The sequence below is a fragment of the Xanthomonas sp. NCPPB 3570 genome, assembly GCF_056725115.1.
Genome location: NZ_CM161513.1, coordinates 2678911 through 2696108, shown reverse-complemented (window position 1 = coordinate 2696108; position 17198 = coordinate 2678911). Strand labels below are relative to the sequence as shown.

Sequence of the window (17198 nt, the reverse complement as noted above, 5' to 3'; positions counted from 1 at the left end):
CGGCTCACTCCGGATCGTAATCCAGGTTCGACGCCAGCCAGCGCTCGGCCTGTTGCAGCGAGACGCCCTTGCGCCGGGCGTAGTCGGCGAGCTGGTCCTTGCCCAGCCGGCCGACCACGAAATACTGGCTCTGCGGGTGGCTGAAGTAGTAACCGGACACTGCCGCGGTCGGCAGCATCGCGAAGCTCTCGGTCAGCGACATGTCGGCGTTGCGTCCGGCGTCGAGCAGCGCGAACAGGGTCTGCTTCTCGCTGTGGTCGGGGCAGGCCGGGTAGCCGGGCGCGGGACGGATGCCGCGGTAGCGCTCGGCGATCAGCGCCTCGTTGTCCAGCGCCTCGTCGTCGGCGTAGCCCCAGAACTCGGTGCGCACGCGCTGGTGCAGGCGTTCGGCCAGCGCCTCGGCCAGGCGGTCGGCCAGGGCCTTGAGCAGGATCGCGTTGTAGTCGTCGTGCGCGGCCTCGAAGCGCGCCACGTGCGGCTCGATGCCGATGCCGGCGGTGACCGCGAAGGCACCGATCCAGTCCTGCCTGCCGCTGTCGCGCGGGGCGATGAAGTCGGCCAGGCAGAAGTCCGGGCGCTCGGCGGGCTTGTCGACCTGTTGGCGCAGGAAGTGCAGGGAATGGGGAATGGAGAATCGGGAATGGTCGAGCGACGCAGTCCCGCTCGGCGATTCCCCATTCCCGTCTCCCGATTGCCGGTCCGTCAGGACCACAACGTCATCGCCCACCGACTGCGCCGGCCATAGCCCGAACACGGCCTTGGCGGTCAGCCATTTCTCGGCGACGATCCGCTGCAGCATCGCCCGTGCGTCCTGGTACAGCTCGCTGGCCTGCTGGCCGACGATCTCGTCGGTGAGGATCGCCGGGAACTTGCCGGCCAGTTCCCAGGCCTGGAAGAACGGGGTCCAGTCGATCAGCGGGACCAGGTCGTCCAGCGGGTAGTCGTCGAACACGTGCAGGCCGGGCTGGCGCGGCGCGGGTGGGGTGTAGGCGTCCCAGCCGCCGTCGAAGCGCTGGCCGCGCGCGTGGGCGAGCGACACCAGGCGCTTGGCGTCGCCGCGGTTCTTGTGGCGCTGGCGGATCTCGGCGTAGTCGGCATCGTTGGCGGCGACGAAGGCCGCGCGCAGGTCGCGCGAGATCAGCGATTGCGCCACGCCGACCGCGCGCGAGGCGTCCTTCACCCACACCGTCGGCGCCGCATAGTGCGGGTCGATCTTCAGCGCGGTATGCGCGCGCGAGGTGGTGGCGCCGCCGATCAGCAGCGGCATCGAGAAGCCTTGCCGCTGCATTTCGCGGGCGACGTGGGTCATCTCTTCCAGCGACGGGGTGATCAGCCCGGACAGGCCGATGATGTCGGCGTTCTCGGCACGGGCGCGGTCGAGGATGGTCTGGGTGGGCACCATCACCCCCAGGTCGATCACGTCGAAGTTGTTGCAGGCCAGGACCACGCCGACGATGTTCTTGCCGATGTCGTGCACGTCGCCCTTGACCGTGGCCATGATGATCTTGCCGTTGGACTTGCCGGTGTCGCCGCTGCGCAGCTTTTCCGCCTCGATGTAGGGCAGCAGGTAGGCGACCGCCTTCTTCATCACCCGCGCCGACTTCACCACCTGCGGCAGGAACATCTTGCCGGCGCCGAACAGGTCGCCGACCACGTTCATGCCGTCCATCAGCGGGCCTTCGATCACGTCCAGCGGGCGCGCGGCCTGCTGCCGCGCTTCCTCGGTATCGACCTCGACGAACTCGTCGATGCCATGCACCAGCGCATGGCTCAACCGCTCGCGCACCGTCTTCTCGCGCCACGCCAGCTTTTCCCGATTCCCGATTCCCGCATCCCGATTCCCTGCTTTTTTGTAACGCTCGGCGATGTCCAGCAGGCGTTCGGTGGCGTCGCGGCGGCGGTTGAGGATCACGTCCTCCACGCGCTCGCGCAGGTCCGCATCCAGGTCGTCGTAGATCGGCATGCCGCCGGCGTTGACGATGCCCATGTCCATGCCGGCGGCGATGGCGTGGTACAGGAACACCGAATGGATCGCCTGGCGCACGGTCTCGTTGCCGCGGAACGAGAACGACACGTTGGAGACGCCGCCGGAGACGTGGCAGTGCGGCAGGGTGCGCTTGATCTCGCGGGTCGCTTCGATGAAGTCGACCGCGTAGTTGTCGTGCTCCTCGATGCCGGTCGCCACGGCGAAGATGTTCGGGTCGAAGATGATGTCTTCCGGCGGGAACCCGACCTGCTCGGTGAGGATGTGGTAGGCGCGGGTGCAGATCTCCACCTTGCGCGCGCAGGTGTCGGCCTGGCCGACCTCGTCGAAGGCCATCACCACCGCCGCGGCGCCGTAGCGCAGCACCTTGCGCGCGTGTTCGAGGAACTGCGCCTCGCCTTCCTTGAGCGAGATCGAGTTGACCACGCTCTTGCCCTGCAGGCACTTCAGCCCGGCCTCGATCACGCTCCACTTGGAGGAGTCGACCATGATCGGGATGCGCGCGATGTCCGGCTCGGACATGATCAGGTTGAGAAAGCGCACCATCGCCTTCTCCGAGTCGATCAGGCCCTCGTCCATGTTGACGTCGAGGATCTGCGCGCCGTTGGCGACCTGCTGGCGCGCCACCTCCACCGCCTCCTCGTAGCGCTCTTCCTTGATCAGCTTGCGGAACTGCGCGCTGCCGGTGACGTTGGTGCGCTCGCCGACGTTGACGAACAGCAGGTCCGGGGTCAGCAGCAGCGGCTCCAGGCCGGACAGGCGGGTGTGGCGGGCGGAGGACATGATCAGCGTTCCGGAAACAGGGAGGTGCAGGCGCGCACGCGAGTGGCGACGGCGAGGGTGCGCGCGGCGTTCATCAGGCGGCCTGCGCCTGCGCCGCCAGCGGCACGCGCGGCGGCAGCCCGCGCACCGCCTCGGCGATGGCGCGGATGTGCGCCGGGGTGGTGCCGCAGCAGCCGCCGACCAGGTTCAGCAGCCCGGACTCGGCGAACTCGCGCAGCGTCGCCGCCATTTCCTCCGGCGTCTCGTCGTATTCGCCGAAGGCGTTGGGCAGGCCGGCGTTGGGGTGGGCGCTGACGTAGCCGTCGGCGATCCGCGCCAGGGTCTCCACGTGCGGGCGCAGGTCCTTGGCGCCGAGCGCGCAGTTCAGCCCCACCGACAGCGGCCGCCCGTGCGCGACCGAGGCGTAGAACGCTTCGGCGGTCTGCCCGGACAGGGTGCGGCCCGAGGCGTCGGTGATGGTGCCGGAGATCATCACCGGCAGGCGCCCGCCGCGCGCGTCGAACACTTCCTCGATCGCGTACAGCGCGGCCTTGGCGTTGAGCGTGTCGAAGATGGTCTCCACCATCAGCGTGTCGGCGCCGCCGTCGATCAGGCCGTCGATCGCTTCGCGGTAGGTGGCCCGCAGTTCGTCGAAGCTGGTGTTGCGGAAGCCGGGGTCGTTGACGTCCGGGCTGATTGAGGCGGTGCGGCTGGTCGGGCCGAGCACGCCGATCACGAACCGCGGCTTGTCCGGCGTCAGCGCCTCGACCGCGTCGCAGCAGGCGCGCGCGACCTGCGCGCCGGCCTTGTTGAGTTCGTAGACCAGGTGCTCCAGGTGGTAGTCGGCCTGGCTGATCGATGTCGCGTTGAAGGTGTTGGTCTCCAGCAGGTCGGCGCCGGCATCGAGGTAGGCGCGGTGGATCTCGGCGATCACCTCCGGCCGGGTCAGCAGCAACAGGTCGTTGTTGCCCTTCAGATCGTGGCCCTGCGGCGCGTGGTCGCAGCCCAGGCCGTGCACGTGCCCGGCCTGCGCGTCGTAGCCCTCGGCGAAGCGCTCGCCGCGATAGTCGGCCTCCTGCAGCCCATGGCGCTGGATCATCGTGCCCATCGCGCCATCGATGATCAGGATCCGCTCGGAGAGGGCCTGCAGCAGCGCCTCGGCCCGCTGGGGGTGGAGCCATTGGGAGGCCGGGAGTGGGGAATGGGGAATGGGGAATGGGGGAGGAGCGACGGCGCTCATGCGACATCTCCTGCGGCCACCTTGGCCTTGGCGGTTGCTTTTTCGATTCCCGATTCCCCATTCCCGATTCCCGGCTTCCCCGCAATCAACGAAATCACCTCAAAGTGCGGCGGGCGCTTCTCGCGGGTCACGGTTTCCAGGCTGGAGACCTCGAGACCGGCCTTGCCGACGAACTTGCGCAGTTCCTTGGCCGAAAAGCCGAGGTTGACGTGGCCGTAGGCCTGCACCGCGGCCTTGTGTTCGTGGCGCGCCAGACTGCACAGCAGCAGGCGTCCGCCTGGGCGCAGCACCCGCGCCGATTCGCACACCGCCTGCGCCGGCTTGGTGGCGTAGGTCAGGGCGTGCATCATCACCACCAGGTCGAAGCTGGCGTCGGCGAAGGGCAGGGCGTGCATGTCGCCCTCGCGCACTTCCACGTTGCCGAGCCGGCGCAGGCGCTCGCTGGCCGCGGCCACCACCCGCGCGCTGGTGTCGATGCAGACGTAGCGGCGCGCGTGCGGCGCCACCAGTTCGGCCAGCACGCCGTCGCCGGAGGCGATGTCGAGCACGTCGCCGGTTTCCAGCAGCGGCAGGGCCGTGCGCGCCAGCGCTTCCCAGGTGCGGCCGGGCGAATAGTGGCGTTCCATGTCGCCGGCCACCGAGTCGGCCCAGTTCTGGTCGGCGGCGCGGTTGGCCAGCACTGCGGCCACGCGCTCGGCATCCTGGCGCAGCAGCGGGTCGTCGCTGCCGGTACTCAGCGCCAGCCACAGCGCACGCTGGGCCGGGTCCAGCAGGGTCTCGTCGAAGCGATAATAGGCCGACACGCCGGCGCGACGGTCGCGCACCAGCCCGGCCTCCTTGAGCTTGGCCAGGTGGGTCGAGACCCGCGGCTGCGCCAGGCGGGTGATGGCCGACAGCTCGGCCACGGTCAGCTCCTCCTGCTCCAGCAGCGCCAGCAGGCGCACGCGGGTGGCGTCGGCGAAGACCTTCAGCCGGGACGACCAGTCCTCCAGATCCATAAATATCTTCCTATCGCGATATAGAGATATTTTGGTCCGGGCGGCGGTTCCGGTCAAGTTGCACACGCCAGCGTATGGTCGGCACGGCTACAATGGCCGCACCAACAAGCCCGGGAGGGGTTCGACGTGGATTTCAGCTTTACCGAAGAGCAATTGATGATCCAGGACGTGGCGCGGCGCATCGCCCAGGAGCGGATCGCCCCCAGCGCCGAGCACCACGACCGCACCGGCGAATTCCCGCTGGAGAACATCCGCCTGCTGGGCGAGAACGGGCTGATGGGCATCGAGGTGCCGGAGGAATACGGCGGTGCCGGCATGGACCCGATCGCCTACGTGCTGGCGATGGTGGAGATCGCCGCCGGCGATGCCGCCCATTCGACCATCGTGTCGGTCAACAACTCGCTGTTCTGCGCCGGCATTCTCAAGAACGGCAACGAGGAGCAGAAGCAGAAGTATGTGCGCGCCATCGCCGAAGGCCGCGAGATCGGCGCCTTCGCGCTGACCGAGCCGCAGTCCGGCTCCGACGCCACCGCGATGCGGTGCCGCGCGGTGCGCCAGGACGACGGCAGCTTCGTCATCAACGGCAAGAAGAGCTGGATCACCTCCGGCCCGGTCGCCAAGTACATCGTGCTGTTCGCGATGAGCGAGCCGGACAAGGGGGCGCGCGGCATCACCGCCTTCGTGGTCGACACCGACAAGCCCGGCTTCCACCGCGGCAAGACCGAGCCCAAGCTGGGCATCCGCGCCTCGGCCACCTGCGAGATCGAGTTCCAGGACTATGTGGCCAGCGCCGACGAGGTGCTGGGCACGCCGGGCGAGGGCTTCAAGATCGCGATGAGCGTGCTCGACGCCGGCCGCATCGGCATCGCCTCGCAGGCGATCGGCCTGGCCCGCGCCGCCTACGAGGCGACCCTGGAGTACGTGAAGGAGCGCAAGGCGTTCGGTTCGCCGATCGGTGCGTTCCAGATGACCCAGGCCAAGATCGCCGACATGAAGTGCAAGCTGGATGCGGCGCTGCTGCTGACCTTGCGCGCGGCCTGGCTGAAGGGGCAAGGCCAGCGTTTCACCACCGAGGCCTCGGTGGCCAAGCTGACCGCCTCCGAGGCGGCGATGTGGATCACCCACCAGGCGGTGCAGATCCACGGCGGCATGGGCTACTCCAAGGAAATGCCGCTGGAGCGTTACTTCCGCGATGCCAAGATCACCGAGATCTACGAGGGCACCAGCGAGATCCAGCGCCTGGTGATCGCGCGCAACGAGACCGGGTTGCGGTGAGGCCGGGAGTGGGGATTGGGGATTCGCCGGTTCCCGAATCGGTTGAGGATCAGGAGAAGCGGCCGCGAGGCCGCTTTTCTTTTTGTGGGAAAGGAATAGTGGCGTTCGGGCTGCACTGCGTCGGGACTGAAGTCCCTCCCACAAGGAGCGCTCGGCCTTCAAGAAGCGCTCAGACTGCATAGGATGTCCGATGGCGCTTCCCAACCAGGTTCCCGGACAAAAAAAGCGGCCTTGCGGCCGCTTTTTGTTTGTTTCTACAGAGAGGCATCAGGACCAGGAGTGGGTCTCGCCTCACGAATCCCCACTCCCGAATCCCCACTCCCGGCTCCTCAGCGATCCGGCTGGTGCCGCGACAGGCCCGCTTCCTGCATCTGCGTGAATTCCTTCGACGGCTCGTCCAGCTTGTCGCCGAGCATGCGCCGCACCATCACGAAGAACAGCGGGATGAACAGCACGCCCAGCACGGTGGCGAACAGCATGCCGCCGATCACGCCGGTACCGATGGCGTGGCGGGCGTTGGCGCCGGCGCCGGTGGAGATCGCCATCGGCAGCACGCCGAGGATGAACGCGAAGGAGGTCATCAGGATCGGGCGGAAGCGCAGGTGCGCCGCCTCGGCCGCGGCCTCGCGCAGGGTCTTGCCCATCGCCCGCTGTTCCACCGCGAACTCGACGATCAGGATCGCGTTCTTGGCGGCCAGGCCGATCACCGTGATCAGGCCGATCTTGAAGTAGATGTCGTTGGGCAGGCCGCGCAGCAGCGAGAACGCCACCGCGCCGAGCACGCCGATCGGCACCACCAGCAGCACCGACACCGGGATCGACCAGCTCTCGTACAGCGCCGCCAGGCACAGGAACACCACCACGATCGACAGCACCAGCAGCAGCGTCGCGGTATTGCCGGCGATGATTTCCTGGTACGACATGCCGCTCCAGTCGAAACCGAAGCCCGGCGGCAGGTCGTTGTTGACGATGTCCTCCATCGCGCTCATCGCCTGGCCGGAGCTGCCGCCCGGCGCCGGGTTGCCGACGATGTTGACCGCCGAGTAGCCGTTGTAGCGGCTCAGCGACGGCGAGCTGTAGATCCAGTCCGAGCTCACCACCGTGCTCAGCGGGATCATCTGCGGCAGGCCGCTGCTGTCGGTGGACGTACTGCTGGGCACATAGAAGTTGCGCAGCGACTCCGGACCGGTGCGGAACGGCGCGTCGGCCTGCATGTTGACGCGCTTGATGCGGCCTTCGTAGAAGAAGTCGTTGACGTACACCGGCGCCAGCATCAGCTGGATCGACTGGTAGATGTCGCTCACCGACAGGCCCATCGACTGCGCCTGCACGCGATCCACCTTCAACTGCAGCTGCGGCGAGTTCTCCAGGCCGTTCGGACGCACGCCGGCCAGCGCGTTCTGGCGCTGCGCGGCCTTGCCGAGCACGATGTTGCGCGCCTGCAGCAGGGCTTCCTCGCCCTGACCGCTGCGGTCCTGCAGCCACATGTCGAAGCCGCCGAACTGGCCCAGGCCCTGCACGGTCGGCAGGTTGACCACGAAGATCTGCGCATCCTTGATGCCGTAGAACATGCCGTTCAACTGCTGGATCAGGTCGCCGGCGGCGATGTCGCGCTCGTCCCAGGGCTTGAGCCGGATGAAGCCCATGCCCACGTTCTCGCCGCGGCCCAGGAAGCTGAAGCCGGCCACCTGCAGCATGCCTTCGACCGCCTTCTGCTGCTGCAGCACGCCGCGCATCTGCGCGAACACCTCGTTGGTGCGGGTCTTGGTCGCACCCGGCGGCAACTGCACGATCGCCAGCGCGAAGCCCTGGTCCTCTTCCGGCAGGAAGCTGCCCGGCATGCGCGTGAACAGGAAGCCGCACAGCACCAACAGCAGCGCGAACACCGCCATCCAGCGCGGCGCGCGGCGGATGGTGCTGCCGACCGCGCCGACGTAGCGATGCGACAGCTTGTCGTAGTACTTGTTGAAGGTGCGGTAGACCCAGTTCGGGTTGTCGTTGTGGGTGGGCTTGAGGAACGCCGCACACAGCGCCGGGGTGAAGCTCAGCGCCAGGAACGCCGAGAACGCCATCGACATGGCGATGGTGATCGCGAACTGCTTGTAGATCGCGCCGGCCGCGCCCGGCTGCATCGCCGAGGGAATGAACACCGCCGCCAGCACCACGGTGATCGCCACCACCGCGCCGGTGATCTGGGTCATCGCCTTGTGCGTGGCCGCCTTCGGCGCCAGGTGCTCCTCGGACATGATGCGTTCGACGTTCTCGATCACCACGATCGCGTCGTCGACCACGATGCCGATCGCCAGCACCATCGCGAACAGGGTCAGCTGGTTGATGGTGAAGCCGATCGCCCACATGCCCAGGAAGGTGCCCAGCAGCGCCACCGGGATGACCAGGGTTGGGATGATGGTGGCGCGGAAGTTCTGCAGGAACACCAGCATCACCAGGAACACGAGCACGATCGCCTCGGCCAGGGTCTTGACCACTTCCTCGATCGAGATCTTGACGAAGGTGGTGCTCTCGTACGGCGTGAACCAGGTGACGCCCTGTGGGAAGCTGGGCTGCAGCTCGTCCATCTTGGACTTGACCGCCGCCGACACGTTCAGTGCGTTGGCGCCCGGCAGCAGCTGGATGGCGAAGGCGCCGGTGGGCTTGCCGTTGTACTGGGTGTCGAAACCGAAGTTGGTCGGGCCGAACGCGACCCGGGCCACGTCCTTCAGCCGCACCACGGTGCCGTTGCCGTCGGCGCGCAGGATGATGTTCTCGAACTGCTCGGGCGAGGTGAAGCGGCCCTCGGCGCTGACCGTGGCGGTGAACGACTGGCCCTGCGGCGCCGGGTCCGACCCCAGCGAACCGGCCGCGAACTGCACGTTCTGCGCGCGGATCGCGGTGTACACGTCGTTGGCGGACATGTGGTAACCCTGCAGCTTCTCCGGGTTCAGCCAGATGTCCATGGCGTATTCGGCACCGAACTGCTGGGTGCTGCCGACGCCGGGCACGCGCGAGATCTGCTCCAGCACGCGCGACCCGACGATGTCGTTGAGCGCGTCGCGGTCGATCGACGGGTTGTCCGAACGCAGCGCGATCACGCTGAGGAAGCCGGCGTTGGCCTTGGCCACCACCACGCCCTGCGCGGTCACTTCCGAGGGCAGGCGCGGGGTGGCCAGCGACACCTTGTTCTGCACCTGTACCTGGGCGATGTCCGCGTCGGTGCCGGTCTCGAAGGTCAGGGTGATGGTGGCGGTGCCGCTGGAGGACGACGACGAGCTGAAGTACAGCAGGTGGTCGATGCCGGTCAGCTGCTGCTCGATCACCTGGGTGACCGAGCGTTCGGTGGTGCTGGCGCTGGCGCCGGGATAGGTGGCGGTGACGGTGACCTGGGGTGGGGCGATCGAGGGATACGACTCGACGCCGAGATTGAGGATGGCGATCACGCCGCTGAGCGAGATCAGGATCGCCACCACCCAGGCGAAGACCGGGTGTTCGATGAAGAACTTAGGCATGGGGGGAGTCCGTTACTGCTTCGGCTGGTCGGAATGCGAGGCGGCGTCCGGCGTGTCGCCGTGCGCTGCACCCTGCGCCGGGGCGGCGCCCTTGGCCGGCGCCGCGGCGCCTTGCGCGCCCTGGCCGGGCGCCGCGCCGGCACCCGGGCCCTGGCCCTGGGCGGCGGCGTTCGGGTCCCACGGCTTGGCCACGGCCGGTGCGCCTTCCTTGACCTTGGGCAGGCCGCTGACCACGACCTGGTCGCCGCTCTGCAGGCCGCCGCTGACGATCCACTTGTCGCCCTGCTGGCCGGCGGTGGTCAGGTCCTTGCGCACCACCTTGCCGTCCTTGCCCACCACCATGGCGTAGGGGCCCTTGGCGTCGCGCAGCACCGCCGCCTGCGGGATCAGGTACACGTCCTTGCGCTCGCCCAGGTTGGCCGCGAAGCTGACGAAGGCGCCGGGCAGCAGCACCCGGTCCGGGTTCGGCAGCAACGCGCGCAGCGTCACCGAGCCGGTGCTCGGGTCGACCGCGGCGCCGGAGAAGTCCAGGGTGCCGGCATGCGCATAGGTGCTGCCGTCGCCGAGCTTGATCTGCACGGTGGACTTGTCCTCGGCGTTGAGGGCGACGTTGCCCTCGGTCTGCGCCTGGCGCAGCTGCGCCAGTTCGTCGGCGCTCATCGAGAAGTTGACGTACAGCGGGTCGAGCTGGTCGATGGTGGTCAGCAGGGTGCTGTCACCCTGGCCGACCAATGCGCCCTCGGTGACCTGCTGCTTGCCGGCACGGCCGGCGATGGGCGCGGTGACGGTGGCGTAGCCGAGATTGATGCGCGCGGTTTCGACCGCCGCGCGGGCCTGCTGCACCGAGGCGGCGGAGCTGCGCTCGGTGGCCTCGGCGTTGTCCAGGTCGGACTTGGACACGTAGGCCTGCGGCGCCAGGCTACGCGCGCGGGCGGCGGCGGCCTTGGCATTGGCGTAGGTGGCTTCCGCCGCGGCCAGCTGGCCCTGCGCGGAGGCCAGCGTCGCCCGCAGCGGCGCCGGGTCGATCTGGAACAGCGGCTGGCCTTCCTTGACGTCGGTGCCTTCGGTGTACAGGCGCTTTTCCAGCACGCCGGCCACGCGGGCGCGCACATCGGCGCTGCGGAACGCGGACAGGCGGCCGACCAGGTCGCGCTGCAGCGGGACGGTCTGCGGCTGTGCCTGCAGCACGCCCACTTCCGGCGGCGGCATGGCCTGCTGCTGCTCCTGTTTCTTGCAGGACGCCAACACCACCACGACGGCGCAGGCCAGGGCGAGAGAACGCAACGGGGAGGTCATCGGGTGGTACTCCGGTCTGGTTTTGTAGAAGAAAGGGAAGGGGCGGCGGCGAACGCGCGCAAAAAGCCGTCCACGGCGAACTCGGCCCAGGCGCGCTGCGCGGCGGCGTCGCCGCGATGCGCGCTGTGGAAGCGCTGACGCTCGAAATCCATGCCGACGATCATGCTCAACAGCAGTTCGGCCATGAAGTGCGGATCGTCATGCCGGAGCTGGTCGCGGGCGATGGCGCCGCGCAGGCATTCGCCCAGGCGCTGCATCAGCGCACCGGCGCTGTCGCGGAACATGGCGCGCGCTTCGTCGGGGAAGTGCCGCGACTCGGCGGCGATCAGCTGGCAACTCTGCAGCACCCGCGGTTCCGACAACTGCTCCAGGTATTCGCAGGCGAAGCGCAGCAGGCTGCCGCGCAGGTCGTCCTGCACCGGCTCCAGGTGCGCGGTGGCCAGGTCCAGGTGATCCTGCATCGCCCGCCGCAGCAGGCCCTGCTTGCTGCGGTAGCGGCTGTACAGGGTCTGCTTGGAGCAGCCGGCGCGTGCGGCCACCGCCTCCATGCTCAGGCCCATGCCTTCCTCGGCCAGCAGCTCGCGCACGGCGGCGTACACGCGCTGGTCGCGCGCCTGGCGCTGTGCGGCAGAGGCGAGGGGGGTGTTCATCGATTGTGGACTATACCGTCCAGTTTAGAATTAGAACAGCCTTGACACCGGGGCGTTCTTGCTGACAACAGCCCGGTCAGGGAAAGCATGGTGACCACCGCGTGACGACGATGTTGTAGACACTTTGCGTGATCTGGCGCGTCGTCTTCGCCACGCCTTCGGTTTGCGATGCAGCAAGGTAGTTGAACGAGGCACCGGTACAATTCGCGCTTTCCCATCGAGCATCGCTGCTGCTCTCCGTCATGAAACCCAAACACGCCGCTTCCCGTTCCAAATCTCCGGCCGCCACCCGCACCACCGCGACCCCGTCCGCCACCAAGCCGGCCAAGGCACCTGCCAAGACCAAGGCGGCCGCCAAGCCTGCGGCCAAGCCCGCCGCCCCGCGCAAGGCCGCGACGCCGCCAAAGCTGGCCGCGACCGTGCCGGCCACGGCCAAGGTGATCGACGCGGCGCCCGCCGCCAGCGGTTTCAGCCTGACCCCGGTGTTCGCGGCGCTGCGCAAGCGCTATCCGGCCGCCCGCCAGGAGGAAGCGCAGACGTTCGCCGAGGAGTTCTACAAGCGCATGGAGGAGGACGAGTTCCCCCACCACAGCGCGCAGGAGTGGGCGGCGCTGGCCGCGTCGATGCTGGAATTTGCGCGCAAGCGCAAGCCGGGCACGGTCAACGTGCGGGTGTTCAATCCGAATCTGAAGGACGACGGTTGGGAGTCGTCGCACACGGTGCTGCAGATCGTAAACGACGACATGCCGTTCCTGGTCGATTCGGTGAGCATGGCGCTGGCGGAACTGGGCATCGGCGTGCACGTGCTGGGCCATCCGGTGCTGCGCATGCAGCGCGACAAGAGCGGCACGCTGGAGAACGTGGGCGAGGGCAAGGCGGAATCGCTGATGGCGCTGGAGATCGACCGGCAGCCGCCGGAAGACATGGCGCAGGTGGAAGCGGCGATCCGGCGCATCCTCGGCGAGGTGCGCAACATCGTGCGCGACTGGGGCAGCATGCGCGAGAAGATGCTGGCGCTGGCCGACGACCTGACCACCCGGCGCCTGCCGGTGGACGACAAGGGCCGGCGCGAGGCGCAGGAATTCCTGCGCTGGGCCGCGGCCGACCACTTCACCTTCTTCGGCTACCGCGAGTACCGCGTAGAGAAGCAGGGCGGCGAAGACGTGCTGGCGCCGCTGGAAGACAGCGGCCTGGGCCTGCTGCGCGGGCAGGACAAGTCGCCGGCGCGGCCGGTGCGCACGCTGGCCGCGCACGGCCTCAGCGAGTCCGGCACCAAGGAAGCGCTGATCCTGACCAAGACCAATGCGCGTTCGCGGGTGCACCGCAGCGGCTACATGGACTACATCGGCGTGCTGGAGTTCGACGCCAAGGGCCGCATCATCGCCGAGCAGCGCTTCCTCGGCCTGTTCACCTCCAGCGCCTACAACCGCCGCCCGTGGGAGATTCCGCTGGTGCGCGAGCGCTTCGACTCGGTCATGCGTAAGTCCGAGCTGACCCCGAGCAGCCACAGCGGCAAGGCGCTGCGCCACATCCTGGAGACGTTGCCGCGCGAGGAACTGTTCCAGTCCAACGAGGAAGAGCTGTACCGCACCGCGATGGGCATCCTCGGCCTGCAGGAGCGGGTGCGCAGCCGCCTGTTCCTGCGCCGCGACAAGTACGGCCGTTTCATTTCCGCGCTGGTGTACATCCCGCGCGAGCGCTTCAATACCGACGTGCGCCTGCGCATCGAGGCATTGCTGAAGGACGCGCTGCACGGCGAATACATCGATTCCAACGTGGTGCTGGGCGAATCGCCGCTGGCGCAGTTGCACATGATCGTGCGGCCGAAGCCGGGCGAGGCGCTGGAGTTCGACACCACCGAACTGGAATCGCGCCTGGCGCACCTGCTGCGCAACTGGCACGACGACCTGCGCGAGGCGCTGGTGGCCAGCCGCGGCGAGCGCGATGGCCTGCGCCTGGCCGCCGGCTACGGCCGCGCGCTGCCGGCCGGCTACATCGAGGAGTCGACCGCGCAGATCGCCGCGCGCGACGTCGAGCGCCTGGCCGCGCTGCGCGGCCCGGAAGACCTGCACCTGAGCCTGCAGGCGCTGCGCCGCGACGGCGCCGACAGCCTGCGCCTGAAGCTGTACCGCCAGCACGACGACCTGCCGTTGTCGGACGTGCTGCCGATGATGGAGAACCTGGGCCTGCGGGTCATCTCCGAGCGTCCGTACCGGCTGGTAGTGGACGGCACGCCGCTGTCGATCCAGGACTTCGAGGTCGAGCCGCTGGCCGGCAGCATCGACGTGGAAGCCGCCGACGCGCCGCTGTGCGAGGCGTTCGTGCGGATCTGGCGCGGCGACGCCGAGAACGACGGCTTCAACCGCCTGATCGTCGGCGCCAGCCTGAGCTGGCGCCAGGTCGCGGTGCTGCGCGGCTACTGCAAGTACCTGCTGCAGACCGGCGTGCCGTTCTCGCAGGCCTACGTGGAAGAGACCTGCAACCGCTATCCGCTGCTGGCACGGCTGCTGGTGGAACTGTTCGAGGCGCGCTTCGATCCGGCCACCGGCAGCGAGAGCAAGGCGCAGATCGCCGAAGGCCAGGCCGCGCTGGCGGCGCAGCTGCGCCTGCTCGCCCACGGCGACGAGGCCGCGCTGAAGGCGCTGCAGCCGGTGATCGACGCGCGCAGCGGCAACCGAGAGGCGCAACTGGAGGCGGTCTCGGCCGCGCTGCTGAAGCTGTTCGACCAGGTGGCGAGCCTGGACGAGGACCGCATCCTGCGCAGCTTCAAGGGCGTGATCGAGGCGACCCTGCGCACCAGCCACTACCAGCGCAACGCCGATGGCGGGCTGGGCCACTGCATCAGCTTCAAGCTGGATTCGGCCAAGGTGCCGGATCTGCCCAAGCCGCGTCCGTACCGCGAGATCTTCGTGTACGGCCCGCGCGTGGAAGGCGTGCACCTGCGCTTCGGCGCGGTGGCGCGCGGTGGCCTGCGCTGGTCCGACCGGCGCGAGGACTTCCGCACCGAGGTGCTGGGCCTGGTCAAGGCGCAGATGGTCAAGAACACGGTGATCGTGCCGGTCGGCGCCAAGGGCGGCTTCTTCTGCAAGCGCCCGCCGGTCGGCGGCGACCGCGACGCGGTGCTGGCCGAAGGCATCGCCTGCTACAAGCTGTTCATCCAGGGCCTGCTGGACATCACCGACAACATCGTCGGCGGCAAGATCGTGCCGCCGCCGCAGGTGGTGCGCCACGACCAGGACGACCCGTACCTGGTGGTCGCCGCCGACAAGGGCACGGCCACCTTCTCCGACATCGCCAATGGCCTGGCGCTGGACCACGGCTTCTGGCTGGGCGACGCGTTCGCCTCCGGCGGCTCGGTCGGCTACGACCACAAGGGCATGGGCATCACCGCGCGCGGCGCCTGGGAGTCGGTCAAGCGCCACTTCCGCGCGCTGGGCCGCGACTGCCAGAACGAGGACTTCACCTGCGTGGGCATCGGCGACATGTCCGGCGACGTGTTCGGCAACGGCATGCTGCTGTCGCGCCACATCCGCCTGCTGGCCGCGTTCGACCACCGCCACATCTTCCTCGACCCGAACCCGGACGCGGCAGCGTCCTTCGCCGAGCGCGAGCGCCTGTTCAAGCTGCCGCGCTCCAGTTGGGCCGATTACGACGCCAAGCTGATCAGCGCCGGCGGCGGCATCTATCCGCGCACGCTCAAGTCGATCGAGATCAGCGCGCCGGTGCGCGAGGCGCTGGGCCTGGAGCCGGGCGTCAAGCAGCTCTCGCCGAACGACCTGATGAACGCCATCCTCAAGGCGCCGGTGGACCTGTTCTGGAACGGCGGCATCGGCACCTACGTCAAGGCCGCCAGCGAAACCCACGGCGACGTCGGCGACCGCGCCAACAACGGCCTGCGCGTCAACGGCGGCGAACTGCGCTGCAAGATCGTCGGCGAGGGCGGCAACCTCGGCCTGACCCAGCTCGGTCGCATCGAGGCCGCGCAGGTCGGCGTGCTGCTCAACACCGACTTCATCGACAACTCGGCCGGTGTGGACACCTCCGACCACGAGGTCAACATTAAGATCCTGCTCAACGACGTGGTGCAGGCCAAGAAGCTGACCCTGGAGGCGCGCAACAAGCTGCTGGCGTCGATGACCGACGAGGTCGCCGAGCTGGTGCTGTGGGACAACATCCGCCAGAACCAGGCGCTGAGCCTGATGGAGCGGATGAGCGTCAAGCGCCTGGGCTCCAAGCAGCACTTCATCCGCACCCTGGAAGCGCAGGGCCTGCTCGACCGGCAGATCGAATACCTGCCCTCGGACGCGGAGATCTCCGCGCGCAAGGCCCGCGGCCAGGGCCTGACCCGGCCGGAACTGGCGGTGCTGCTGTCCTATTCCAAGCTGGTGGCGTTCCAGCAGCTGCTGGAATCGGACATCCCCGAGGACCCGTACCTGTCCAAGGAACTGCAGCGCTACTTCCCGCAGCCGCTGCAGAAGAAGTACGCCGACGCGATGGAGCGGCACCGCCTCAAGCGCGAGATCATCGCCACCGCGGTGACCAACACCACCATCAACCGCATGGGCGCCACCTTCCTGATGCGTATGCAGGAAGACACCGGCCGCAGCATCGCCGAGGTCGCCAAGGCCTACACCATCAGCCGCGAGACGCTTGATGCGCGCGCGCTGTGGACGCAGATCGACGCGCTGGACGGCAAGGTGCCCGAGTCGGTGCAGATCGACGCGCTGGAGGTGATCTGGACGCTGCAGCGCGCCTTCGTGCGCTGGCTGCTGTTCCGTCCGGGCCCGATGCCGGGCATCACCGCGGCGGTGGAGCGCTACTACGAGCCGTTCAACGACATCCGCGTCGCCTCCGGCGTGCTGCCCGATTCGCAGCGTCCGCGCTACGAGGCCCTGGTGCAGGAGTGGCAGGACAAGGGCCTGCCGCCGGCACTGGCGCAGCAGCTGTCGGAACTGCGCTTCCTGGAGCCGGCGTTCGACATCATCGAAATGGCGCGCACCCGCAAGCTCAAGCCGGTGGAAGTCTCCAAGGTGCACTTCCGCCTGGGCGAGGCGCTGCAGTTGCCGTGGCTGTTCGAGCAGATCGACGCGCTGGAGGTCAACGGCCGCTGGCATGCGGTGGCACGCGGCGTGCTGCGCGACGAACTGGCCAAGCACCACAGCGCGCTGGCCGGCCAGGCGCTGAGCCTGCCGGGCGGCACCGCCGAGGCCAAGGTGCAGCACTGGCTGCAGCGCGACGACAGCAGCCTGCGTTTCACCCTGAGCATGCTGCAGGAGCTGGCCGCGCAGAAGACCCTGGACTACCCGACGGTGTCGGTGGCGGTGCAGCGGTTGGGCCAGTTGGCGGCGCACGGCGTCTGAGGTCGCGTGTCGATGGCCAGGTCCGCGCTCGCGGACCTGGCCCACGGCGGTACCGCGTCATCGCGTGGTACCGCCTGGCGGGTCGCCTGCGCTTGCGGCGACGCGTCCTTGGCGGGCGCGCCGCATCGCA

At 68.4% G+C, this 17198-nt stretch carries 8 protein-coding genes; 2 read left to right on the top strand and 6 right to left on the bottom strand.

From position 1 onward, the window contains the following. Positions 1-4: 4 nt before the first annotated feature. The 3 genes from metH to AC1PLR_RS11735 form a co-directional block, all read right to left on the bottom strand. Positions 5-2767 carry a methionine synthase gene (gene metH / locus AC1PLR_RS11745; protein ID WP_481101099.1) on the bottom strand — a complete coding sequence of 921 codons (2763 nt, stop codon included), beginning with the start codon at positions 2765-2767 and terminating at the stop codon, positions 5-7. A gap of 73 nt (positions 2768-2840) precedes the next feature. Continuing rightward, positions 2841-3986: a homocysteine S-methyltransferase family protein gene (locus AC1PLR_RS11740; protein ID WP_481101098.1), complete on the bottom strand. Its 1146-nt coding sequence runs from the start codon at positions 3984-3986 to the stop codon at positions 2841-2843. Further along, positions 3983-4984 (bottom strand): ArsR/SmtB family transcription factor, encoded by a 1002-nt coding sequence (locus AC1PLR_RS11735; RefSeq protein ID WP_481101097.1) that lies wholly within the window; start codon positions 4982-4984, stop codon positions 3983-3985. Before AC1PLR_RS11735 ends, AC1PLR_RS11740 begins: the two co-directional genes overlap by 4 nt. A gap of 126 nt (positions 4985-5110) precedes the next feature. Between AC1PLR_RS11735 and AC1PLR_RS11730 the strand changes: the two genes are divergently transcribed. Beyond that, positions 5111-6259, top strand: coding sequence for an acyl-CoA dehydrogenase family protein (locus AC1PLR_RS11730; RefSeq protein ID WP_209244784.1), 1149 nt, complete (start codon positions 5111-5113; stop codon positions 6257-6259). Positions 6260-6588: 329 nt separating this feature from the next. On the opposite strand, the gene AC1PLR_RS11725 is transcribed toward AC1PLR_RS11730, so the two are convergent. From AC1PLR_RS11725 to AC1PLR_RS11715, 3 genes are read right to left on the bottom strand one after another with little or no spacing between them, the layout of a single operon-like run. After that, a complete protein-coding gene (locus AC1PLR_RS11725; protein WP_420009673.1) occupies positions 6589-9762 on the bottom strand; it encodes a multidrug efflux RND transporter permease subunit in 3174 nt (1057 codons plus the stop codon). 12 nt (positions 9763-9774) lie between these two features. Continuing rightward, positions 9775-11058, bottom strand: a complete 1284-nt coding sequence (locus AC1PLR_RS11720) for an efflux RND transporter periplasmic adaptor subunit (protein WP_104609489.1) — start codon at positions 11056-11058, stop codon at positions 9775-9777. After that, a complete protein-coding gene (locus tag AC1PLR_RS11715) occupies positions 11055-11708 on the bottom strand; it encodes a TetR/AcrR family transcriptional regulator (RefSeq protein WP_481101096.1) in 654 nt (217 codons plus the stop codon). Before AC1PLR_RS11715 ends, AC1PLR_RS11720 begins: the two co-directional genes overlap by 4 nt. Positions 11709-11950: 242 nt before the next feature. Between AC1PLR_RS11715 and AC1PLR_RS11710 the strand changes: the two genes are divergently transcribed. Continuing rightward, positions 11951-17068, top strand: coding sequence for an NAD-glutamate dehydrogenase (locus tag AC1PLR_RS11710; protein ID WP_481101095.1), 5118 nt, complete (start codon positions 11951-11953; stop codon positions 17066-17068). Positions 17069-17198: the final 130 nt, after the last annotated feature.